24 protein-coding genes and 1 other RNA gene are annotated in these 20,902 nt (G+C 70.3%); 12 read left to right on the top strand and 13 right to left on the bottom strand.

Annotated features, from left to right (window positions below):
• Positions 1-279 precede the first annotated feature (279 nt).
• The gene (locus HUN07_RS16735) at positions 280-837 is read left to right on the top strand and encodes a protein-tyrosine phosphatase family protein (RefSeq protein ID WP_174911174.1); all 558 of its coding nucleotides are present in this window, start codon (positions 280-282) and stop codon (positions 835-837) included.
• Here the strand turns inward: HUN07_RS16735 and HUN07_RS16730 are convergent.
• From HUN07_RS16730 to HUN07_RS16715, 4 genes are all read right to left on the bottom strand, one after another.
• Positions 814-1,560 carry a VIT1/CCC1 transporter family protein gene (locus HUN07_RS16730; RefSeq protein WP_114719199.1) on the bottom strand — a complete coding sequence of 249 codons (747 nt, stop codon included), beginning with the start codon at positions 1,558-1,560 and terminating at the stop codon, positions 814-816. The genes HUN07_RS16735 and HUN07_RS16730 overlap by 24 nt on opposite strands.
• A gap of 67 nt (positions 1,561-1,627) precedes the next feature.
• Positions 1,628-2,146, bottom strand: coding sequence for a DUF2231 domain-containing protein (locus HUN07_RS16725; RefSeq protein ID WP_174911171.1), 519 nt, complete (start codon positions 2,144-2,146; stop codon positions 1,628-1,630).
• An 80-nt stretch (positions 2,147-2,226) separates the two neighbouring features.
• The gene (locus tag HUN07_RS16720; protein WP_174911168.1) at positions 2,227-3,459 is read right to left on the bottom strand and encodes a sensor histidine kinase; all 1,233 of its coding nucleotides are present in this window, start codon (positions 3,457-3,459) and stop codon (positions 2,227-2,229) included.
• Positions 3,456-4,127 (bottom strand): response regulator transcription factor, encoded by a 672-nt coding sequence (locus tag HUN07_RS16715; protein WP_174911165.1) that lies wholly within the window; start codon positions 4,125-4,127, stop codon positions 3,456-3,458. The genes HUN07_RS16720 and HUN07_RS16715 overlap by 4 nt, the downstream gene beginning before the upstream one ends.
• Positions 4,128-4,267: 140 nt before the next feature.
• Between HUN07_RS16715 and HUN07_RS16710 the strand changes: the two genes are divergently transcribed.
• Positions 4,268-5,260, top strand: a complete 993-nt coding sequence (locus HUN07_RS16710; protein ID WP_254622565.1) for a cobalamin biosynthesis protein — start codon at positions 4,268-4,270, stop codon at positions 5,258-5,260.
• A 72-nt stretch (positions 5,261-5,332) separates the two neighbouring features.
• On the top strand, positions 5,333-5,617 hold the full coding sequence (locus HUN07_RS16705) for a putative quinol monooxygenase (protein ID WP_174911163.1): 285 nt from the start codon (positions 5,333-5,335) through the stop codon (positions 5,615-5,617).
• A 178-nt stretch (positions 5,618-5,795) separates the two neighbouring features.
• Here HUN07_RS16705 and HUN07_RS16700 read toward each other — a convergent pair whose 3' ends face one another.
• The 3 genes from HUN07_RS16700 to HUN07_RS16690 are packed head-to-tail and all read right to left on the bottom strand — an operon-like array spanning position 5,796 to position 7,951.
• Entirely contained in the window at positions 5,796-6,755 is a 960-nt protein-coding gene (locus HUN07_RS16700) for an SURF1 family cytochrome oxidase biogenesis protein (RefSeq protein ID WP_174911160.1), read from the bottom strand.
• A gap of 28 nt (positions 6,756-6,783) precedes the next feature.
• Positions 6,784-7,239 (bottom strand): low molecular weight protein-tyrosine-phosphatase, encoded by a 456-nt coding sequence (locus tag HUN07_RS16695; protein ID WP_114719206.1) that lies wholly within the window; start codon positions 7,237-7,239, stop codon positions 6,784-6,786.
• A gap of 7 nt (positions 7,240-7,246) precedes the next feature.
• Positions 7,247-7,951, bottom strand: a complete 705-nt coding sequence (locus tag HUN07_RS16690) for an HAD hydrolase-like protein (protein WP_174911157.1) — start codon at positions 7,949-7,951, stop codon at positions 7,247-7,249.
• A gap of 74 nt (positions 7,952-8,025) precedes the next feature.
• Here HUN07_RS16690 and cobC point away from each other — a divergent pair, with 74 nt between their 5' ends.
• The 4 genes from cobC (at position 8,026) to HUN07_RS16670 (ending at position 12,232) form a co-directional block, all read left to right on the top strand.
• Complete coding sequence (cobC, locus tag HUN07_RS16685) at positions 8,026-9,084, top strand: Rv2231c family pyridoxal phosphate-dependent protein CobC (RefSeq protein ID WP_174911154.1); 1,059 nt, start codon at positions 8,026-8,028, stop codon at positions 9,082-9,084.
• Positions 9,084-10,229 carry a Nif3-like dinuclear metal center hexameric protein gene (locus HUN07_RS16680; protein WP_174911151.1) on the top strand — a complete coding sequence of 382 codons (1,146 nt, stop codon included), beginning with the start codon at positions 9,084-9,086 and terminating at the stop codon, positions 10,227-10,229. The genes cobC and HUN07_RS16680 overlap by 1 nt, the downstream gene beginning before the upstream one ends.
• Before the next feature lie 156 nt (positions 10,230-10,385).
• Positions 10,386-11,123 carry a zinc ribbon domain-containing protein gene (locus tag HUN07_RS16675; RefSeq protein ID WP_114719210.1) on the top strand — a complete coding sequence of 246 codons (738 nt, stop codon included), beginning with the start codon at positions 10,386-10,388 and terminating at the stop codon, positions 11,121-11,123.
• A complete protein-coding gene (locus HUN07_RS16670) occupies positions 11,120-12,232 on the top strand; it encodes a bifunctional RNase H/acid phosphatase (RefSeq protein WP_174911148.1) in 1,113 nt (370 codons plus the stop codon). The genes HUN07_RS16675 and HUN07_RS16670 overlap by 4 nt, the downstream gene beginning before the upstream one ends.
• Here the strand turns inward: HUN07_RS16670 and HUN07_RS16665 are convergent.
• Complete coding sequence (locus HUN07_RS16665; RefSeq protein WP_114719212.1) at positions 12,210-12,665, bottom strand: DUF4383 domain-containing protein; 456 nt, start codon at positions 12,663-12,665, stop codon at positions 12,210-12,212. The two genes, HUN07_RS16670 and HUN07_RS16665, sit on opposite strands and share 23 nt — an antisense overlap.
• Positions 12,666-12,725: 60 nt before the next feature.
• Here HUN07_RS16665 and HUN07_RS16660 point away from each other — a divergent pair, with 60 nt between their 5' ends.
• Entirely contained in the window at positions 12,726-12,869 is a 144-nt protein-coding gene (locus HUN07_RS16660; RefSeq protein WP_174911145.1) for a hypothetical protein, read from the top strand.
• A 116-nt stretch (positions 12,870-12,985) separates the two neighbouring features.
• Positions 12,986-14,371: a dicarboxylate/amino acid:cation symporter gene (locus tag HUN07_RS16655; RefSeq protein WP_174911143.1), complete on the top strand. Its 1,386-nt coding sequence runs from the start codon at positions 12,986-12,988 to the stop codon at positions 14,369-14,371.
• A 137-nt stretch (positions 14,372-14,508) separates the two neighbouring features.
• On the opposite strand, the gene HUN07_RS16650 is transcribed toward HUN07_RS16655, so the two are convergent.
• Positions 14,509-15,036, bottom strand: a complete 528-nt coding sequence (locus HUN07_RS16650) for a DUF1697 domain-containing protein (RefSeq protein ID WP_114719213.1) — start codon at positions 15,034-15,036, stop codon at positions 14,509-14,511.
• A 77-nt stretch (positions 15,037-15,113) separates the two neighbouring features.
• On the opposite strand from HUN07_RS16650, the gene rnpB reads away from it, so the two are divergent.
• The 3 genes from rnpB (at position 15,114) to HUN07_RS16635 (ending at position 17,505) form a co-directional block, all read left to right on the top strand.
• An RNA gene (gene rnpB / locus HUN07_RS16645) (RNase P RNA component class A) lies at positions 15,114-15,554 on the top strand.
• A gap of 341 nt (positions 15,555-15,895) precedes the next feature.
• Positions 15,896-16,081 carry a hypothetical protein gene (locus HUN07_RS16640; RefSeq protein WP_114719214.1) on the top strand — a complete coding sequence of 62 codons (186 nt, stop codon included), beginning with the start codon at positions 15,896-15,898 and terminating at the stop codon, positions 16,079-16,081.
• 23 nt (positions 16,082-16,104) lie between these two features.
• Positions 16,105-17,505 (top strand): RNB domain-containing ribonuclease, encoded by a 1,401-nt coding sequence (locus HUN07_RS16635; RefSeq protein WP_114719215.1) that lies wholly within the window; start codon positions 16,105-16,107, stop codon positions 17,503-17,505.
• Position 17,506: 1 nt separating this feature from the next.
• Here the strand turns inward: HUN07_RS16635 and HUN07_RS16630 are convergent, their stop codons facing one another.
• From HUN07_RS16630 to panB, 4 genes are all read right to left on the bottom strand, one after another.
• Positions 17,507-18,406, bottom strand: coding sequence for a CHAD domain-containing protein (locus HUN07_RS16630; RefSeq protein ID WP_174911141.1), 900 nt, complete (start codon positions 18,404-18,406; stop codon positions 17,507-17,509).
• 47 nt (positions 18,407-18,453) lie between these two features.
• On the bottom strand, positions 18,454-19,419 hold the full coding sequence (pip, locus tag HUN07_RS16625) for a prolyl aminopeptidase (RefSeq protein ID WP_174914812.1): 966 nt from the start codon (positions 19,417-19,419) through the stop codon (positions 18,454-18,456).
• Positions 19,416-19,886: a hypothetical protein gene (locus HUN07_RS16620; RefSeq protein WP_114719218.1), complete on the bottom strand. Its 471-nt coding sequence runs from the start codon at positions 19,884-19,886 to the stop codon at positions 19,416-19,418. The genes pip and HUN07_RS16620 overlap by 4 nt, the downstream gene beginning before the upstream one ends.
• A 127-nt stretch (positions 19,887-20,013) precedes the next feature.
• A complete protein-coding gene (gene panB / locus HUN07_RS16615; protein WP_114719219.1) occupies positions 20,014-20,862 on the bottom strand; it encodes a 3-methyl-2-oxobutanoate hydroxymethyltransferase in 849 nt (282 codons plus the stop codon).
• Positions 20,863-20,902 lie beyond the last annotated feature (40 nt).

Genomic DNA, 20,902 nt, shown 5'->3' with positions numbered 1-20,902 from the left:
GGCCCCGCCCGCCGCAATCGCTACTGTGGCCGCTGCGGCGACCGCTCCCGCAACCCAATTCGTCGGCTTGCGCACGGACATGACTGATCGATCAGGCACTTCGGAACCTCCCCCAAATATTTCTCGCGCTCAGGCTGCGCGTCCGGGGGATCGTAGCCCGAACCCGACCACTGGTCCGCCGAAACGACCAGGGAAGTCTGGGAAGTGTTCGGAACGCGCGACGGTCGGGAACCAGGCGATACTGGAATCCCCGGCCGACACTCCGAACGGACCCCGAGCGTGAACGACGACTCCGTCGATCCGACCGCGATCGACATCAGGCTCGACCCGTTGCGCCAGCGCCTGGTCGGGATCACGGCGCACGGACACCTGCCCTTCGACGTTCCGGTCATCAGCGAGATCGCCCCGAATCTGTGGCAGGGCGGTTGCCGCGACGGACTGCTGCTGCCGACGTTCGTCACCCACCTCGTGTCGCTGTACCCGTGGGAGCAGTACGAGATCGCGCACGTCGTCGATTCCGAGGTCTACGTCCGCATGTACGACAGTGCCGAACAGGGCTTCGATCAGGTCGATGCCCTCGCCGCCTGGGTGAACGCGTGCCGCAAGACAGGTCCGGTTCTCGTGCACTGTCAGGTGGGGCTCAACCGGTCGAGTCTGATCGCGGGTCGGGCGATGGTGCTGTCCGGCGAGGCGGACCCGGCCGGCGCGGTGGCGTTGCTCCGGGCGCGGCGGTCGCCGGCCTGCCTGTGCAACCCGTCGTTCGAGGCCTGGTTGCTGGGGCGATCCAGGGGCGAGGGGTCGCCGGACCCCGCGTCAGACCCCGGCGACGCCGAGTAGCTGCCCTATCCCGTAGGTGACGGCCATCGCGAGCGCGCCACCGCTGACCACACGGATCACCGCCCGGGACCGGTCGGCGCCGCCGAGTCGGGCGCTGATGCTGCCGGTGATGGCAAGGGCGACCAGCATGGCCACGAATGTGACCGGAATGCGCGCGCTCGCCGGCGGAAGCAGGATCGCGAGCATCGGCAGAATCGCGCCGACGGTGAACGCGATCGCGGATGCAGACGCAGCCTGCCAGGGGTTGGTGAGGTCGTTCGGGTCGATGCCCAACTCGGCCTCGGCGTGCGCCGCGAACGCGTCGTGCGCGGTGAGCTCCTCGGCGACGGTACGGGCGGTGGCGGGGGACAGACCCTTCGCCTCGTACAGGGATGCCAGTTCGTCGAGTTCGGCGTCGGGGATGGTGGTCAGTTCGAGGCGCTCCTTCTCCAGCAGAGCGCGCTCGGTGTCACGCTGGGTGCTCACGGAGACATACTCGCCCAGCGCCATCGAGACGGCGCCGGCCGCGAGCCCTGCCAGACCGGCGGTGAGGATCGGGCCGCGGTCGGTGGTTGCCGCGGCGACACCGACGACGAGACCCGCTACCGAGACGATGCCGTCGTTCGCGCCGAGTACCCCCGCGCGAAGCCAGTTCAGGCGCGACGACAACCCTGCGGTGTGCGGCTCCGCTGCATGGGTTCCGGCCTGCTCGCCGGCATTCGGGGACTCCTGGTTCGAGGTCACAGCGCGAATCGTATTGCCGACGCCACGGTGTCACCAGCTATGCAAGGCTGTCCGAAGTGGTCCGGCGTCACTGTGCGGCCGGGGAATCGGCAGCCGTCGTATCGCTCCAGACGGCGGCCGCGCCGCTCTCGCCGATCCGGTAGACCTGCACCGTCGATCCGACTGCCAGCACCACCGCGACGACGGAAAGTCCGGTGGCGACGACCCGCGACGCCGTACTGCTCGTCGACCCGCCGCGTTCGGCCCGCCACGCCTGGAAACGGGGGTTGTGGATGGCCCACCATCCCAGTGCGGCGACGAAGAGACCGGCCGACCAGTAGATCAGTTGGTCCCCGAGTTCAGCGTGGATCCGCACCAGCGGATCAGGCGCGGTGCGGTGTTCGAGCCACTCGCCGGCGTGGGTCGTGAGTGGCACGAGAACCAGGGCGATGAGGGCGACCACGGGGGAGAAGACCCCGATCCGTCGCCTCGCTGCGGGCCAACATACGGACAGCAGTAGAAGCAGTGCGGAGAGCGGTACCAGCACCACTACGAAATGCACGAGCAACGGGTGGATGGGCAGGCCGTTGAACGTTGTGGGCCCCATGATGACTCGCCTCCGTCGCGTGTTCCCGGTGTTCCGGTTCTCACGGTAGGCGCGAATTCTTGGAGCCTTCTGGGAACGTCTTAGGCGTGCCTCGGCAGGACGAGCGTGAAGGTGGCCCCGCGACCAGGCCTCGGATCGACCAGTATCTCGCCGTCGTGGGCGGTCGCGATTTCACGGACGAGAGCAAGCCCGATGCCATACCGGCGGCCTCCGGCCGGTTGCTCAGGGCCGTGCGCGAAGCGGGTGAACAGTCGACTCAGCTGCTGAGGTTCGATCCCCGGACCAGTGTCGGTCACAGCGATTCGCACCACGTCGGTGTCGCCGTCGACACGGAGCGTGACCCGTCCGCCGGGGCGTACATGGGTGACGGCATTGTCGACGAGTCCGTACACTGCGCGTCGCAATGCCGGGCGAGACCCGCTCACGACGCAGGGCGCGTCGCCGCGCACGATATCGACGTCGACGCCCAGCGATCGCGCGTGCGCCTCGACGCTGTCGCGGACCTGCTCGCAGAGCGCGGCGACGTCGACAGGTTCCCGGGTGTCGGGTCCGGTCTCCATGGCCGCCGAGAGGAGCAGATCCTCCACCAGTTCACCGAGCGCGCGGGTATCGGCGACGATCCCGTCGAGCTGGCGGGAGACCTCCTCGGGCTCGAGTCGTCCGACACGGTGGGCGAGTAGTTGCGCGCGGGTATGCAGGACCGTGAGCGGGGCACGCAGTTCGTGCGACGCATCGGCGACGAAACGTCGCTGCAGCGACAGCGCCAGGGTCAGTGGCCGAATCGATCTGCGGGACAGCAGGATCACCACGACCGCGGATGCTGCGATACCGGCGATCTCCGCGAGGATCAGGGCCGAGAGCAGTCGATGGCGTCCCGCTTCGAACGGCTCGAGGTCGAGGGCCGCGGCAACCTGGCCGTGAGTGTTGCCGCCGACCAGTACGCGGTAGTACCGTCCGCCCGCACGTAGGTCGGAGAACCCGGCGGGTCCGTCGAGCAGCCCCGCGATCTGCGGTGGTGCGCCGGCGCTGACCTGCGTCTCACCGTCGGGTCCCCGCAACGCGAGTGCCGTGCCGGGCGGGGGATCGTCGACGTCCTCGACGGTGTCGACCACGGATTGCAGTTGCGTGTCGATCTGCCGTGACTGGACGCGGGCGTCGACGAGATACGCCACCAGGCCCACCACCAGCAGCACGAGTGCGAGAGCCGCCGCGGCTTGCAGTGCTGCGAAACGTCCGGCGCGGCGCAGCAACTGTTCGTCGCCGATGACGGCGGCCGGGCGGGTCGCGACGGTCGGTCGCCGCCGACGCCTCATCGGGCACCGAGCCGGTATCCGACACCGCGCACGGTCTGCACGACGTCGCGACCGAGTTTGCGTCGCAGGTAATGCACGTAGGTATCGACGGTGCCCGGGTCGTCGGCGCCGTCGAACGCCGACAGCAACAATTGCGACCGGGTGAAGACCTGACCCGGCGCTTCGGCGAGGACGGCGAGCAGAGCGCACTCGCTGGCAGACAACTCGACAGCCGTGTCGTGCCCGATCACCGTCCGGCTCGCCAGGTCCAGGCGGCGTCGGCCCACCGGGAGTTGCTCCGCGCCCTCGAATCGGCGTCTGCGCAACGCGCGCAGCCGGGCGAGCAGCTCCGGCACCTCGAACGGCTTGACCAGGTAGTCCTCGGCGCCCGCGTCGAGACCCTCGACCCTGTCGTCGAGTGCGCCCCTGGCCGTGAGCACGAGAGTGGGAGTGTCCACCGCCTGTCGGCGCAGTGCACGCAGCACCTCGAGACCGCTCAGGACGGGAAGCCCGCGGTCCAGCACGATCAGATCGAACCGGCGGGTCAGCCCCAGGTGGAGCCCCCGGTGACCGTCGGTCGCGACCTCCACGGCGTAACCCTCCTCCGCGAGCAGATCGCACAGCAGATCGGTGAGTGGGGCGTCGTCCTCGACGAGTAGGACGGATGGCGACGCGGTGGAATCGGGCATGGTTCGAGCCTGCCACCGTCACCGCTGCAGCACGACGTGGACCGGGGGAGACACAGCACCTCGACCCCATGTGCTCCGACGGGCATATCCCCACAGCCCGGTGCCGGCCCGTCGACCTAGGCATTGATAGAAATACCGTCGTGCTCCACAACTCCCGTCGGGAACCCGCTGTTCGTCGTCCGAGCTCCACCGCGAGGGCTGTCGGCCTGCTCCTCGGCTACGCCGCGGATCGCGTGTTCGCGGACCCGCGGCGGTGGCATCCGGTCGCCGGATTCGGTCTTGCTGCAATGGAACTGGAGAAGCGGACGTACGCCGACAGTCGGCTGTCCGGAGCCGCGCACACCACGATCCTGGTGGGCGCGACCGCTGTCGGCGGTGTGCTCGCGCAGCGCCTGGGCGCGAAGTGCGGCTGGGTCGGGGAGACGGCGGTGACCGCGGCGGCGACGTGGACCGTACTCGGAGGTACCTCCCTCGCGGGCACCGGCCGGACAATGGCAAGACACCTCGAAGCCGGGGACCTGGAGTCGGCACGTTCGCTGCTGCCGTCGCTGTGCGGTCGCGATCCGAGCGTGCTCGACGCCGACGGGCTGGCCCGCGCGAGCCTCGAATCGGTCGCCGAGAACACCTCCGACGCGACCGTCGGCGCACTCTTCTGGGGCGCGGTGGCCGGGGTGCCGGGGCTGCTGGCGTACCGCGCGTCCAACACGCTCGACGCGATGATCGGCTACCGCTCGGCGAAGTACAACCGCTTCGGGTGGGCTGCGGCGCGCTGGGACGACGTCGTGAATCTGGCGCCCGCCCGCCTCGCCGGCGCGCTGACCGTGGCCCTGGCACCCGCCGTGGGCGGCTCGGCTCGGGACGCCCTCCAGGCGTGGCGGCGGGACGCGTCGAATCATCCGAGCCCCAACGCGGGCGTCGCGGAGGCATCCACAGCTGGAGCGCTCGGGATCCAACTCGGCGGACGCACCGAGTACGCGTACGGCGTGGAGATGCGGCCGACCCTTGGATCGGGCCCGGCGCCGGTCGTCGCCGACCTCGAGCGAGCGGCGCGGCTGTCGACGATCGTCCAGGCGGGGGCGGCCGTCACGTCCGCGGCGCTGGCCCTCGTCGTCGGTCGGCGCCGACGACGCTGACCGGCTGCGACGAGTTCTCCGGTCCGCCGGAGTCTGTCCTCACGACAGCTCGAGACGAACGGAGTCAGAACCATGATCATCGTGGCCGGATATCTGCGGGTCGCCCCGGACGACCGCGAGGGCTACCTGGTTGCCTGCCGGAGCGTCGTGACGGCGGCGCGGGCCGCCGACGGATGCCTGGACTTCGCCCTCAGTCCCGATCCGATCGAACCCGACCGGATCAACGTCCTCGAACGGTGGCAGGACCGGCACACTCTGACCGCTTTTCGCGGGGACGGATCCGGCGAGGATCTCGGCGCCCGAATCGTCCAGGCGCAGGTGAGTGAGTTCGAATGCGACAGCGGTACCGCGCTCTGACCCCGGGCCGAGGCCGAGATCGGAATACCGGGGGATCGGAATACCGGGGGATCGGAATACCGGGGGATCGGAATACCGGGGGATCGGAATACCGGGGGCCGGGCGGCGTTGTCATAAAGAGAAGCCGCCGATACCCGCGAGGGGCCGGCGGCTTCTCCGTGTCGGTGGGGGGACCGGGTCAGCGACGTCTGCCGTAGCGGTCGGCCATCTTGGCCTCGCTGGCGGACAGCGGCGCGCTGGGGGCCGCGTCCTTCTTGCGCAGTCCACGGCGGCGGGTGGGCAGTGCGAACTCGTCGACGGTGGGTTCGGGAGCCGCACCGGCCGGAGTCTCGTCGACCGGTGGCGTCGCGGTGGTTGGTTCGTCGGCCGGTTCCGGCGCCGGCGGCGCCGCCGCGGTCGCCTTGGTCTTGCGGCGCTCGCGGAGTTCGGCGCGGACGAAGTAGGCCAGACCCAGCGGCGCCATGATGCCGAACGCCAGCCACTGCAACCCGTACGACAGGTACGGCCCGGCGTCGAGCATCGGCAGCGGGATGGTGCCGAGCCCGCCCGGCTGGGCGTCGTCGAGTTGCAGGTAGCCGTTGACCAGGTCGGTGCCGATGAACTGCCCGATCTGGCCGGAGTCGATGTAGTACACCTGCTCGGTGCCGGCCTCGGTGATCGGTTCCTTGCCCGGAACCGTGCCCTCGGACATGCGGACGCGGCCCTCGACGGACACCTCGCCGGTGGGCGGCGCCGGGATGGGCGGCGCCTCGGTGCCCTGCACAGGGCGCACGTAACCGCGGTTGACGAGCAGGGTGGCGCCGTCGCTCAGTCGCATCGGGGTGAGCACCTCGTACGCGGGCGCGTCCTCCACCGAGCGGAGCCGGACCAGGAGGTCGCTGTCGGGAAGATAGGTTCCCGTCGCGACGACCTTGCGCCACTCGTCGTCCGGGGCCGGGCCGGCACCACCGAGCAGGGTGTCGATCGACACCGCGTCGGCGTTGATGGACTGTTCGAGCAGCCCGTTGCGTTCCTCGGTCCTGGTGTTCTTGCCGAGCTGCCACGGCGCCAGGACGGTGAAACACATGAAGGCGAAACCGGCTACCACGGCCGCCAACGCAAGCCAGCCGGGACGCAGCAGAAACTTCAGCCTTCGCACGTGTCCACGGTAGCGGCTCGGCTGCCGGTCAGCTCCCCCGCACCCAGTTCAGCAGGCCCGGAACGGCTGCCTCGATCTGGTCGCGGACCAGTTCGAAGTCGGTCATGTCGCCGTAGTACGGGTCGGGCACCGAATCGCCGTCCGCATCCGGATCGAAGCTGCGGAGCAGTCGGCGGCGCTCGGTGGGCACCCCGAGATGAGCGAGGGCCCGATCGTGTCCACGGTCGAGCGCGACCACCAGGTCGGCGGCCAGATGGTCGTCCCCGACCTGCTCGGCGCGGTGCCCGGTCGGGTAGCCGGCATCGACGAGCACCCGGTCGGTGCGGCCGTCGGCGCCGTCGCCGACGTGGTAGCCGTGGGTGCCCGCGCTGCTGACCCGCACCCGATCGTCGAGACCGGCGCGGCGCACGTGCTCGGCGAAGATGCGCTCCGCCATGGGGGACCGGCAGATGTTGCCGGTGCACACGAAGGTGACGTGAATCATGCCCGGCTCACCCGGCCCGCGTGAGGATCCGCTCGAGATGCGCGACGGTGGGCGCCGTCCAGCGGGCGGCGGCCGCCTCGTCTGCCGTGCCGTAGCCCCACTCGACGAACACCGTCGGGATGCCCCAGTGCCCCGCGCCGTGCACGTCGTGCTCGCGGTCGCCGATCATCACGACGTCGGCGGTGCCGCCCACGGTCGCCGGCAGGCCCAGCCCGCCGAGGACGTGCTCGACGACGTCGGCCTTCGCGCGGCGCGACCCGTCGCTGCTGGCCCCGCCGATCACCTCGAAGTAGTCGGCGAGGCCGAAGTGCTCGAGGATCCGGATCGCGAACTTCTCGGTCTTCGACGTCGCGACCGCGAGGCGGGCGCCGGTGCCCCGGGCGGCCGTCAGCATCGGCTCGATGCCCTCGTACACCTCGTTCTCCGACCAGCCGATCGCGTCGTACCGCTCGAAGTACGCGGCCAGCGCCGCCGCGGTGGTGTCGGCGTCGAGTCCCATCCCGCGCATCGAGTCCATCAGCGGCGGGCCGATTACCGTCGCCAGCATCTCCGCGGTGGGCTCGGGACCGCCGACCGCGGCGAGGGCGTGCCGGAAGCCGTTGTGGATGCCGAGCGCGGAGTCGGTGAGGGTGCCGTCGAGGTCGAACAGAATGACCGGGGCGATCGTCGTGGGTGTCGAGGCGAGGCCGGGGGAGGAAGAGGAAAGTGTCACGGCTCCATTGTGCTGCCGACGTCCACCGACGCCCGGGCAGGTGCGCCACCGCACGCGCCGTAGGCTCGACGGCTATGGAATTCGGATCGGGATCGGCGGCGGACACTCTCGCGGCCCTGCGGCACCACGGCGACGCCGAGACCGGCCCCGGACTGCTCGACTTCGCGGTGAACGTGCAGGGAGACGGGCCGCCGGAGTGGTTGCGGCGCAGGCTTGCCGACGCCCTGGCGGGCCTGGGCAGGTATCCGGCCGCCGACGCCGACCGGTGCGCCCGCGAACAGGTGGCCGTCCGGCACGGCCGGACGCCGGAGGAGGTGCTGCCACTGGCCGGCGGCGCCGAGGGGTTCGCGATGCTGCCGCGGCTCGGGGTGCGCAAGGCGGCGCTGATCCATCCGTCGTTCACCGAGCCCGAACTCGCACTGCGCGAGGCCGGCGTCCCGGTGACGCACGTGACCCTGGAGGCGCCGTACCGCCTCGATCCCGCCGCCGTGCCGGACTCCGCCGATCTCGTGGTGCTCGGCAACCCCACCAACCCGACGTCGGTGCTGCACGCGGCGGATGACGTCCTCGCGCTGCGCCGGCCCGGCCGGATCCTCGTCGTCGACGAGGCGTTCATGGACTCGGTCCCGGGGGAGACCGAGTCGGTAGCCGGCCTCTCGCTGCCCGACGTCCTGGTGCTGCGGAGCCTGACGAAGACGTGGGCGCTGGCCGGGCTGCGGTGCGGCTACGCGCTGGGCCACCCGGACGTGCTGGCGCGGATGCAGCACGGGCGCGCGCACTGGCCGGTGGGCAGCCTGCAACTCGAGGCGATCACCGCGTGCAGCGAACCCGCCGCCGTCGAGCAGGCCGGGGAGATGGCGAACCGGATCGCCGCCGACCGCGGCGACATGGCCGCGCTGCTCCGCGACGCCGGGGTGGACGTCCACCTGCCGGCGTCGGCGCCGTTCCTGCTGCTGCGTCTGCCGGACGGCGAGCGTGCGCGCGCCCACCTGCGCGAGCGGGGGATCGCGGTCCGCCGCTGCGACACCTTCCCGGGCCTGGGCCCGGACTTCCTGCGCGTCGCGGTCCGGCCGCGCGGGAAGGCCGAGCAACTTATCGCCGCCATGAGTGAACTGACGAGGGAGATGCCGTGATGACAACCCCGACGACGACCCCGACGCTGGCCGAGGTGATCGCGGCCCTCGAGACGGCCTACCCGCCGGCCCTCGCCGAGTCGTGGGACTCGGTCGGCCTGGTGGCCGGCGACCCCGCCGACGAGGTCCGCAAGGTGGTCGTCGCCGTCGACGCGACCGCCGCGGTCGTGGACGAGGCGCTGGCGACCGGTGCACAACTGCTGCTGGTGCACCACCCGCTGTTGCTGCGCGGCGTCGACACCGTCGGCGCGCACACGCCGAAGGGGGCGCTGCTGCACCGGCTGATCCGCGGCGGATGCGCGCTGTACAGCGCGCACACCAACGCCGACCGCGCCGATCCGGGCGTGTCCGACGCGCTCGCGGGCGCGCTGGGCCTCGTGGACACGCGCCCGCTGGTCCCGATCCCCGACACGGTGACCGACAAGTGGGTGGTGATGGTCCCCACGACCGACACGGGCCGAGTGCGCGACGCACTGTTCGCGGCCGGCGCCGGCGAGCTCGGTGACTACCGCGAGTGCAGTTGGACGGCGACCGGCGACGGACAGTTCCGGCCGCTCGCCGGCGCCAACCCGACGCTGGGCACCGTCGGCGAGGTGGAGGCGGTGCGCGAGGACCGCGTCGAGGTGATCGCGCCGCGCTCGGCCCGAACACGCGTGCTGCGCGCCCTGCGGGCGGCGCACCCGTACGAGGAGCCCGCGTTCGACGTGTTCGAGACCGTCGACTTCCCCGGCAGCCGGGGCCTCGGCCGGGTCGGGGAGCTGCCGCGGCCGCAGACGCTGCGCGAGTTCACCGAACGGGTCGCGGCGGCGCTGCCGCGCACCGAATGGGGTGTTCGCGCAGCCGGAGATCCGGACCGGATCGTCCGCACTGTCGCGGTCTGCGGGGGCTCGGGCGACTCGCTGCTCGACACCGTGACCGGCCTCGGCGTCGACGCCTATGTGACCGCGGACCTGCGTCACCACCCCGCCGACGAGCATCTGCGGCAGGGCGGGCCGGCGCTCGTGGACGTGGCGCACTGGGCCAGCGAACAACCGTGGTGCGCACAGGCGAAGGGCGTGCTCGACGAGCGGTTCTCGGACGTCGACGGCTGGGAGGTGCGGGTGACGGAACTGCGCACCGACCCGTGGACCGTCGCGTGCCACTGACGGGTGCCGGTGAAGCGGTCGGCTGATGTGGTCGGCGCACCGCATTGTCGGGGTACGGTTGACACCTGATCTCGGCCGGTACGAGTTCGTCGGCTACGACGAACGACCACTGGTCCGACCCCAAGAACATCAAGAACACAGCAGGAGCTTCCACGCGTGAACGTCGATCCCTCAGTGCAGTCCAAGCTTCTCGAGCTCGCGGGTGTGGACACCGAGCTGGCACGGCTCGCGCACCGTCGCTCGACACTGCCCGAGCAGCAGGAAGTGGAGCGACTCGAAGCCGAGCGCCTCTCCCGTAAGGACGCGGCGGTGTCCGTCGAGATCGTCCTCGACGACCTCGACCGGGACATCAAGAAGCTCGAAGGCGAGGTCGACGCGGTCCGCCAGCGCGAGGTGCGGGACCGGAAGCTGCTCGAGGGCGGCACCGTCGGCGCGAAGCAGCTGTCGGAGTTGCAGCACGAGCTCAGCAGCCTGGAGCGTCGACAGAGCGTGCTCGAGGACGAACTGCTCGAGGTGATGGAGCGCCGGGAGGCGTCGCAGGCCGATCACGACCACGCCGGTGCCCGCCTGACGCAGGTCGAGGACGAACTGATCGACGCAGAGCGTCGCCGCGACGACGCCGTCGCGGACCTCGAGAAGACGCAGCAGCGCTGCGACACCGACCGCGCCGCCCTGGTCGGTCAGTTCCCCGAGGACCTGCTCGCGATCTACGAGAAGCAGCGCGAGCAGCGCGGTGTCGGCGCGGCCCTGCTGCAGGCCCGTCGCTGCGGCGCGTGCCGCATCGAGATCGACCGCGGCGAGATCTCCCGGATCGCCGGCACCGCTGCGGACGTCGTCGTCCGCTGCCCCGAATGCGGCGCAATCATGGTGCGCACCAAGGAGTCCGGTCTGTGACTCTTGACCGGGTCGTCGTCGAGGCCGACGGCGGATCGAGGGGTAACCCGGGCCCGGCCGGGTACGGCGCGGTGGTGTTCGATGCCGATCGGAACCGGGTGCTCGCCGAGCGCCGCGAGTTCCTCGGTGTCGCCACCAACAACGTCGCCGAGTACCGCGGCCTCGTCGCGGGCCTGACCGCGGCCCGCGACCTCGGCGCCCGCGAGGTGGACGTCCGGATGGACTCCAAACTCGTCGTCGAGCAGATGTCCGGGCGCTGGAAGATCAAGCACCCGGACATGATTCCGCTCGCCGAGCAGGCGCGGACGCTGGCGGGATCGTTCGCGCGGGTCACGTACACGTGGATCCCGCGCGCCGAGAACTCCCACGCCGACCGGCTCGCGAACGAGGCGATGGACGGGGAGGACGCGATCACCTCCGGTGCGGTCGCCGAGACCACCGAGGAATCCGCGGCGGAGCCGGCCGCGGCCACCGCTCCGGGTTGGACCGGCGCGGTCGGCGCCCCCACCCGGATGCTGCTGCTGCGGCACGGCCAGACCGAACTGTCCGTCGAACGGCGCTATTCGGGCCGCGGCAATCCCGAACTCACGGCGTTCGGCCGGTCGCAGGCCCGGTCGGCGGCGGAGCGGATCGCCGAGCGCGGCGCGATCGCCGCGGTGGTGTCGTCGCCGCTCGGGCGAGCCCGGGAGACCGCGGACGCGGCCGCCCGCGCGTTGGGACTGCCGGTCACGGTGCACGAGGGACTCACCGAGACGGACTTCGGTAAGTGGGAGGGCCTGACGTTCGGTGAGGCCGCCGAGCGGGACCCCGACCTGCATCGCCGGTGGCTGTCGGACACGTCCGTGCGCCCACCCGAGGGCGAGAGCTTCGACGAGGTCCGGGCCCGGATCGAGCGGGTGCGTGACGAGCTCACCGCGTCGTATGCGGGCTCGAACATCCTGGTGGTCACGCACGTGACGCCGATCAAGACACTGCTGCAACTGGCGCTCGACGTGGGTCCGTCGTTGCTGTACCGCCTGCACCTGGATCTGGCGTCGCTGAGCATCGCGGAGTTCTACCCGGACGGTGGCTCGTCGGTGCGGCTGGTCAACGATACGTCGCATCTGTAGGTCCGTCGTCGTGTCGCGGCAGCGCGACGCCCAGGAACACCAGTCCGACGCCGGCGAGCAGGTGCAGCCAGCTCCCGGCGGTGTCGATCGGCATGAAGTTCGACGCCGTCGCGGCGTCGATGACCAACCCGTACACGGCGAGCATCGCCGACAGGAATCCGGCGCCGATGAGGAACATCTCGGCGGAGGCCAGTGTGCGGGACATCGCCAGACCGACGGCGCCGGCCGCGATGTGCGCGAGGTTGTGCAGGATCGACACCTCCACGGTGCCGAGCAGTCGCGCGTCGGTCCCGGGGCCGGCCCAGGTGATGTCGCCGACGTCGGACGTGATGCCCGGAACGAACCCGACGATGCCTATCGACAGGATGATCGCGGCGACGACGGTCGCCGCCAATTGAGTCGTGGTCCGGGCCAAGCCCTCGGACTCGTCCATGACAATCGCTCCTCCGGCGGCCGCGATCTTCCGCGGCCGGTGTCGTCGATCGTGGTCCCATTGTCCGCCGATTCGCTCGCCGGTGCCGCCCGGTTGGAATCGATGCCCGGTATGGGCGTACCCTTCCTCGTTGTGAACGCCCTGCTGACCTGTCGCCGCTACGTCGACAACTGTCTGCAGGCGAGCGCGGTCTGTCACGCCTGACACCCGGTAGACATCTCGAGTCCCGGGACGGCTCCTCCCTCTGAGCCCTCCGTGCGTCCCCTTCGGTCGCGCGCGTCGTCGTGCGCCGTCTCCACATCTCCACCCGAAAGGCCCTCATGTCGGCCCCCACCCTCGACGCGCCCCGGCGCGCCCTGCCCAAGTGGGCAACCTCGTTCGGCCCGCAGATCGTCGCCGGCCTGATCCTCGGCGTCGTCATCGGTCTGATCGCCCGGTCCATGCCCGATGCCGCCGACGGCAACGAGAACTGGCTGGTCGGAACCGTCAAGACCATCGGTTCCAGCTACGTCGCCCTCCTCACCGTCGCGGTGATACCGCTGATCTTCACCGCGATCGTCAGCTCCATCGCGAATCTGCGGAACGTCGCGAACGCGGCCCGCCTCGCGGTCCAGACGCTGCTGTGGTTCGCAATCACCGCGTTCATCGCGGTGCTGATCGGTATCGCCGTCGGCCTGGTCATGCAGCCCGGCGCGAACACCACGGTCGACGCGACGACGGCCTCCGAGCCGAAGAGTTCCGGATCGTGGTGGGCGTTCCTCACCGGTCTGGTGCCGCAGAACTTCCTCGGCCTCGGCGCCCGGACCACCGTCACCGGTGACGCCGCCTCCGGCTTCTCGGCGACCACGTCGCTGAGCTTCAACGTCCTGCAGTTGCTCGTCGTCGCGATCGCGATCGGCATCGCCGCCCTGAAGGTGGGGGAGAAGGCCGAGCCGTTCCTGAACTTCAACGCCGCGCTGCTGGCGATCGTGCAGAAGGTGCTGTGGTGGATCATCCGCCTCGCGCCGATCGGCACCGCCGCCCTCATCGGCAAGGCCGTCGCCACCTACGGTTGGGACGCGATCGGTCAGCTCGGCGTGTTCACCCTCGCCGTGTACATCGGACTGGCGATCGTCTTCTTCGTCGTCTACCCGATTCTGATTCGGGTGCACGGGCTTTCGGTGAAGAACTTCTTCACGGGAGTGTGGCCGGCCACGCAACTCGGGTTCGTCTCACGCTCCTCGATCGGCACACTGCCGCTCACCGAGCGGGTCACCGAACGCAATCTCGGTGTGCCGCGCGAGTACGCGTCGTTCGCGGTGCCGCTCGGCGCGACCACCAAGATGGACGGCTGCGCCGCGGTGTACCCGGCGATCGCGGCGATCTTCGTCGCCCAGTTCTACGGTATCGACCTGAGCCTGACCGACTACCTGCTCATCATCGTGGTGTCGGTGATCGGTTCGACGGCCACCGCCGGCACCACCGGTGCGACCGTCATGCTCACGCTGACGCTGTCCACGCTCGGTCTGCCGCTGGCCGGTGTCGGCCTGCTGCTCGCGGTCGAACCGATCGTCGACATGGGGCGCACCGCGCTCAACGTGACCGGTCAGGCGCTGGTGCCGACCATCGTCGCCAAGCGCGAGAAGATCCTGGACGAGACGCTGTACAACGCGCCGCGCCAGGGCGATCCGTTCGCGGACGAGTCGCTGGAGCCGGCCCGGAGCTGACGGCCACGGCGCCTACCGCACCGCCCACAGCGCGGTGACGGGCGCCGAGGATCGTCAGTGGGATGGTGACCGGCCCGAGCTCGAACGAACCGAGCTCGGGCCGGCGGCTGTTGCCCGTGAGAACCGGGGGCCCGCGGTTACTTCAGGAGCTTCACCAGGGTCCGCAGATTGCGAGTGGTGGTGACCGCCTTGAGTTTCGGCTTGCCGGTGTTCTTACCGAAACTGCTCTTCAGTGTCATCCCGCGCTCGACCTCCCAGTACAGGACGCCGTCGCCGCCCCGGATCCGCTCGATGTCCGGATCGAGGTCGGTATGTGCGTCGAGAAGACCCGCGAGGACCGTCGGCTCCGCAGTGAACATCACGTACGGATGCCAGCCGTCGTGCGCGGGGTCGAACGGGTAGGACGCAACGATTCGGGCCAATGTCTCGGTGCTGAGCACGAACACCCACGCCTCGTAGCCGAATGCGGCGCGCAACGCGGCCTCGATGTCCGACTTCAGCGCCGGGATGTCCGTCGAGTCGCTGGAGAACAGGACGTTCCCGGAGGCCAGCACGGTCTTGACGTCGTCGAAGCCCAACTCGGTGAACACCCGGCTCAGATCGGCCATCTTGATGTTGATTCCACCGACGTTGATGCCTCGCAGCAGTGACACGTATCGGGTCATGTTCCGGACCCTAGCCCGGCACTCCGACACCGCCGGTTCGGACACGGCGCGGCGACCCAGTAGGCTTACCGTGCGGACGAGTTGGCCGGGCGGCCGCGGCGACGGGAACCGACATCCTCGAGATGTCAGGCCCGATGCCGAGGAAAGTCCGGACTCCACAGAGCAGGGCGGTTGCTAACGGCAACCCGAGGTGACTCGCGGGACAGTGCCACAGAAAACAGACCGCCGATGCGGCTGTGTCCTTGTGACACAGCGGTCGGTGAGGGTGAAAAGGTGCGGTAAGAGCGCACCAGCGCCCCAGGTGACTGGGGCGGCTAGGTAAACCCCGCCCGGAGCAAGGTTGAAGGCCGCACCGGTGTCCTCCGGGACATGGTGCGGCTGCGCAGGTGTTCGAGGGCTGCTCGCCCGAGCCTGCGGGTGAACCGCTTGAGGTACCCGGCAACGGTGTGCCCAGATGGATGGTCGCCACCCGGCGCTCGCGTCGGGGACAGGATCCGGCTTACACGCCAACTCGTCCGCCCGAATCACACACGAGAAAGGCCCCCGGCGCTGCCGGGGGCCTTTCTCGTTGTCTGCGGGTACTACGCCTGGATGCCGCTGAGCGGGTTGATCATCAGCAGCTTGGCCCAGTATTCGGCGCCGGTCTTGCCGAGAACGGGGAGAAGCGTATCGAAGAGGATGTAGGACATGCGGGGCTCCGATCTTTGACGCAGCGCGTCGATGGTTCGGTGACGCGGTGCGTCGACGAGAAAGCGCGGTACGCGCAGAGATTAGCAGCCTGAGCGGCGATGTCACAGACCTATGCCCCTTCCCTCGCGTTGCGATGGTGACGACGCCGCGTCCGAGGCACACTGAGGACATGAGCGACGACGACCAGCAGTGGTATTTCAGCCCCTCCGACGGCTCGGTCACCCAGGGCAAGGCGAGCAACGTCTTCGACCGGATGGGACCGTATCCCGACCGGGAGAGCGCCGAACGCGCGTTGCAGATCGCGGCCGAACGCAACAAGGCGGCCGACGACGCCGACGCCGAGTGGAACGACTGAACGGTAGCCCGCGGCCGGTCGGGATGGCCCGGGTCATCGCGCGCGGCGTCGATTTCGACGCGGTGCGAGCCGAATTCGCGCTCCGGGAAGGATTCTCGGAGGCCGTGCTCGCGGAGGTGGCCGCCGCCGTGGACGCGCGCGCCGGGGAGCGGGAGGACCGGACCGATCTCGCGTTCGTGACGATCGACCCGCCGGGGTCCATGGATCTCGACCAGGCGCTGCACCTCGAGCGCAACGGCGACGGCTTCGTGCTGCACTACGCGATCGCCGATGTGGCCGCGGTGGTGCTGCCGGGTGGTGCACTGGACCGCGAGACGCGTGACCGCGGCCAGACCTTCTATCTCCCCGACGGTTCGGTGCCGCTGCATCCGCGGGATCTGTCGGAGGACGCGGCGAGCCTGCTGCCCGACGTCGTGCGCCCCGCGGTGCTGTGGCGGATGGACCTGGACGAGCACGCCGAGCCGGTCCGGGTGGCCGTCACCCGTGCGTTGGTGCGGTCGGTCGCCCGCTTCGACTACGCCACCGTGCAGGCGCATTCCGCGTCCGGGACCCTGCATCCGTCGATCGCGGCACTGCCCGCGTTCGGCAGGCTGCGGGCGGTCGCGGCGACCGAGCGTGGCGCGATCGAACTGCGACTGCCCGAACAGCGAGTGGTGCGCCACGGCAACGGCTGGCGGGTCGAGATGGAGCCGCGCACCGAGGCCGACGACTGGAATGCCGAGGTGTCGTTGTTGACCGGGATGTGCGCGGCGCGGCTGATGCTCGACGCGGGTGTCGGGCTGCTGCGGACGATGCCGCCGCCCGCGACGCGCGCGGTGGAGTCGCTGCGGCGCACCGCAAGTGCGCTCGGCGTCGCCTGGGCGGACGGCACCCGGGTGGGTGAGGTGCTCGCCGGGCTCGATCCGAACGCGGCGGCGTCACTGGTGATGATGACGGAGGCGACCTCCCTGATGCGGGGCGCCGACTACGTGGCCTTCGACGGTGAGCTTCCCGCGGTGGTGGCCCATTCCGGGATCGGCGGACCCTACGCGCACGTCACCGCGCCGCTGCGTCGTCTGTCGGACCGGTTCACGACAGAGGTGTGCCTCGCGGTGTCGGCGGGGGAGCCCGTACCCGAATGGGTGCGGGAGGCGTTGCCCACCCTGCCCGCGCTGATGAGGGCGTCGGACTCCCGTGCGGGCAAGATCGACCGGGCGTGCGTGGACCTCACCGAGGCGACCCTGTTGGCCGGCCGGGTCGGCGAGGTGTTCGACGCGACCGTGCTGCGCGCGGCGGGGGACAAGAGGGGTGCGGAGGTGTTCGTGCCGGCGGTGTCGGTCATTGCGAAGTGCGCGGGCGACCCGGCCGAGGGCGACGAGGTGAAGGTGCGCCTGGTGGGCGCCGACGTCGCGGGGCGCTCGGTCCAGTTCGCGTTCCCCGCCTAGGTCACGTTCGGAGGTCGAGCGTGCGGTGCGCCTTCTTGATGGCCTTGACGAGCCGTGGAAGTTCGCTCGTGGTCCGGGCCGCACGTGCTTCCTCGGCGGCGTACAGCAGTCCGTAGGTGAAGGTGTCCTCGTCGTCGATGCGCGCCTGCGCGACGGCGTCGATGATCCAGTCTCGCGCGAGGACGCCGTCCTGGTGGTCGCCGAGCATCGACTGCAGGGCCTTGGCCGCCGACCCGAGATCCGCGGCCGACGGCTCCGCTGCCGAGACCGCCTCGGCGGCATAGCGCAGCTTCTTGGCGCGCTTGCGGACCCGGTGCAGGGCGGGCCCGAGATCCGCGCCGTCCTCGTGCCGCAGCGCGCGAACCTTCTTCGCGGCCTTGCGGAGCTGTCGGTACGCCTTGTCGAGGCCGCTGCGCAGCGTCAGATCCACCGGCGCCGCCTCGCGCCCGGAGGTGACCTCCTCGAGCAGCGCGCACAGCGCCGCGTAGCGCGGCCGGGCGAACTCGTCGACCGCGTCCGCGTGAGCGGCCCGGTACAGATCCTCCTGTGTCCCGACCAGTCGCTGGTGGACGGAGCCGACCACCAGATCGGCGGGCTGGGCGTCGATCAGTTCGCAGAACCGGGCCGCGAGCACCTCTGCGTCGCGGGCCTTGCCGAGAACCGATCCGAGCCACCGTAGTTCGGAGCGGGCGGTGACCGTCGCGTCCGGGGGAAAGGCGTCACGGTAGGTGCCCAGCAGACTGCGCAGGCGGCGCGCGGAAACCCGCATCTGGTGCACGGAGTCGTCGGCGTCGTCCCGCACGTCGGCGGCGAGCGAGACCAACCGCTCGTAGTGGCCCCGTGCCGCGGGGACGATCACGTCGGTGACGGTACTGCCGGATCCCTGCTTCCGTCCTGCCACAGTTCAGGTCTACCAGTGCACACAGGTCCAGTCGAGGACCGAAACCGTCAGCCGCGGAAGCGGTCCGTCGCCTCCACCAGGTGGTGGGTGATCCCGGGCTCGGCGGCCGCGTGCCCGGCGTCGTCGACGATGTGGAGTTCCGACGCCGGCCACGCCCGGTGCAGTTCCCACGCGCTCGTCGCGGGGCACACCACGTCGTAGCGGCCCTGGACGATCACCCCGGGTATCGATGCCAGGACCCCGGCGTCGCGGAGCAACTGTGCTTCCTCGATGAAGCCCGCGTTGCGGAAGTAGTGGTTCTCGATCCTCGCGAACGCCAACGCGAACCGCGGCTCGGACGTCTCGGCGACCCGTTCGGGCTTGGGCAGCAACGAGCTGGTCGCGCCCTCCCAGCTCGACCATGCGATGGCCGCACGCAGCGCCGTGTCCGGGTCGTCGGCGTGCAGCAGCCGGTGGTAGGCCTCCACCAGATCGCCGGTGCGCTCGGCGACCGGCACCGGCGCCAGGAACTCCGCCCACCGCTCCGGGAACATGTGCCCGGCCCCGCCGTTGTAGTACCAGTCGATCTCGCTGCGCCGCAGCAGGAAGATGCCGCGCAACACCAGCTCGGTGACGCGCTGCGGGAACCGCTGGGCGTAGGCGAGTGCGAGTGTCGAACCCCAGGATCCGCCGAACACCTGCCAGCGCTCGACGCCGAGATGCCCACGCAACAACTCGATGTCGGCGAGGAGGTGGTCGGTGGTGTTCACCGTCAGGTCCGCCCCCTCGGCGACGTGCGGAGTGGAGCGGCCGCAGCCCCGCTGATCGAACAGCACGATGCGATAGGCGTCGGGATCGAAGAACCGTCGGTGTGCCGGGTCGGTGCCCCCGCCGGGTCCGCCGTGGAGGAACACCACCGGTTTGCCGTCCGGGTTCCCGCTGACCTCCCAGTACACGTGCTGGTCGTCGCCGGCAGCCAGGAAACCGGTTTCGTGCGGGACGATCTCGGGGTACAGGGTGCGCACCTCGATCAGAATCCGATCAACCCGGCCGCGAGAGTGGGCAGTTCGAGCGCATAGAGCGCCCCGTCCCGCACCTGCGGGCACTGCGCGGTGGTGATCGCGTCGATCCGATCGCGGTCACCCGCGAGCTCGATCAGGTTCATCCCGTTGGAGGTGGCCCAGGTGACGACGACCGTGTTGAGCCCACCCTTCCCGATGGTCGGGGTGTAGGTGCGCCAGCTCTGCAACTGCTCGTCGATGTCCGAGCACAGCTGTGCCGCCTGCTCCGCCGTCACGCCGGCGACGGCACCGCCGCCCGCGCCGGAGTTCCCGGAGTTCCCGGTGGTCGCCGGCGGCGTCTTCGAGGGCGAGGTCGACTCCGCGGTGTGCGCGCTCTGTTCCGGCGTCGGGGACTCGGTGCTGCTGCACCCGCCGATCAGCGCGGCCACTGCAGCGGTCGCGGCGACGGTGGCGGCGAGACGTCCGCGGCGTTCGAGCATGGTGCACCTGAGCTTTCTGTCGGGGCCGGCTCACGGTGAGCCCGGAATGTCGAGTGTGCCAAAGATCGGGGACCCCGTCCGATTTCTCGACCGGGGTCCCCGATCTCGGAACCGAAACGCGGTGACGTCAGAAGCTGTGTTCGGGGCCGGGGAACGTGCCGGCACCGACCTCGGCCGCGTACGCCGCGGCCGCGTCGCGCAGGGCGCCGCCGACCTCGCCGAAGCGCTTGACGAACTTGGCGGTCTTCCCACTGGTGAAGCCCGCCATGTCCTGCCACACGAGCACCTGGGCGTCGCACTCGTGACCTGCGCCGATGCCGACGGTCGGGATCGTGAGCTTGCGGGTGACCTGACCGGCGAGCTCGGCGGGCACCATCTCCATCACGACGGAGAAGGCGCCGGCCTCCTGCACCGCGATGGCGTCGGCGATGAGCTGCTCGGCGCCGTCCCCGCGACCCTGTACACGGAAGCCGCCGAGGCTGTTGACGGACTGCGGGGTGAAGCCGATGTGCGCCTGGACCGGGATCCCGGCCGCGGTGAGCGCCGCGATCTGCGGGGCCACCCGCTCGCCGCCCTCGAGCTTGACGGCGTGCGCCTGGCCTTCCTTCATGAAGCGGAAGGCGGTCTCGAGTGCCTGCTGCGGTGAGGCCTCGTACGTGCCGAACGGGAGGTCGGCGATGACGAGGGCGTGCGGCGCGCCGCGGACGACACCGCGCACGAGCGGGAGCATCTCGTCGATCGTGACGGGAACGGTGGTGTCGTAGCCGTACACGACGTTGGCGGCCGAGTCGCCGACGAGCAGGACGGGGATGCCGGCCTCCTCGAAGAGGCGAGCACTGGAGTAGTCGTACGCGGTCAGCTCGGCCCAGCGGGTGCCCTCGGACTTCATCGCCTGCAGGTGATGGATCCGGGTCTTGCGCTTGGGGGCGTCGGAAGAAGTCGAGCTTGTTGAGCCGTACGGAGCGGTCTCGGACATCGTTGTCCCTTTCTGGCCTCGAGGCCCGCCTCTGCGGGTC

This window comes from Rhodococcus sp. W8901, assembly GCF_013348805.1.
Classification (GTDB): domain Bacteria; phylum Actinomycetota; class Actinomycetes; order Mycobacteriales; family Mycobacteriaceae; genus Prescottella.
The sequence above is the reverse complement of the archived record's forward strand: the minus strand, read 5'-3'. Positions and strand labels throughout refer to the sequence as shown.

Bases quoted from the DNA above. Each gene is read 5' to 3' on its own strand.
- HUN07_RS16650 (WP_114719213.1), bottom strand. From the start codon at position 15,036: ATGACCCGATACGTGTCACTGCTGCGAGGCATCAACGTCGGTGGAATC.
- HUN07_RS16695 (WP_114719206.1), bottom strand. From the start codon at position 7,239: ATGATTCACGTCACCTTCGTGTGCACCGGCAACATCTGCCGGTCCCCC.
- panB (WP_114719219.1), bottom strand. From the start codon at position 20,862: ATGTCCGAGACCGCTCCGTACGGCTCAACAAGCTCGACTTCTTCCGAC.
- HUN07_RS16715 (WP_174911165.1), bottom strand. From the start codon at position 4,127: ATGCCCGATTCCACCGCGTCGCCATCCGTCCTACTCGTCGAGGACGAC.
- cobC (WP_174911154.1), top strand. From the start codon at position 8,026: ATGGAATTCGGATCGGGATCGGCGGCGGACACTCTCGCGGCCCTGCGG.
- HUN07_RS16655 (WP_174911143.1), top strand. From the start codon at position 12,986: ATGTCGGCCCCCACCCTCGACGCGCCCCGGCGCGCCCTGCCCAAGTGG.
- HUN07_RS16620 (WP_114719218.1), bottom strand. From the start codon at position 19,886: ATGCTCGAACGCCGCGGACGTCTCGCCGCCACCGTCGCCGCGACCGCT.
- HUN07_RS16635 (WP_114719215.1), top strand. From the start codon at position 16,105: ATGGCCCGGGTCATCGCGCGCGGCGTCGATTTCGACGCGGTGCGAGCC.
- HUN07_RS16720 (WP_174911168.1), bottom strand. From the start codon at position 3,459: ATGAGGCGTCGGCGGCGACCGACCGTCGCGACCCGCCCGGCCGCCGTC.
- HUN07_RS16705 (WP_174911163.1), top strand. From the start codon at position 5,333: ATGATCATCGTGGCCGGATATCTGCGGGTCGCCCCGGACGACCGCGAG.
- HUN07_RS16725 (WP_174911171.1), bottom strand. From the start codon at position 2,146: ATGGGGCCCACAACGTTCAACGGCCTGCCCATCCACCCGTTGCTCGTG.
- HUN07_RS16640 (WP_114719214.1), top strand. From the start codon at position 15,896: ATGAGCGACGACGACCAGCAGTGGTATTTCAGCCCCTCCGACGGCTCG.
- HUN07_RS16665 (WP_114719212.1), bottom strand. From the start codon at position 12,665: ATGGACGAGTCCGAGGGCTTGGCCCGGACCACGACTCAATTGGCGGCG.
- HUN07_RS16680 (WP_174911151.1), top strand. From the start codon at position 9,084: ATGACAACCCCGACGACGACCCCGACGCTGGCCGAGGTGATCGCGGCC.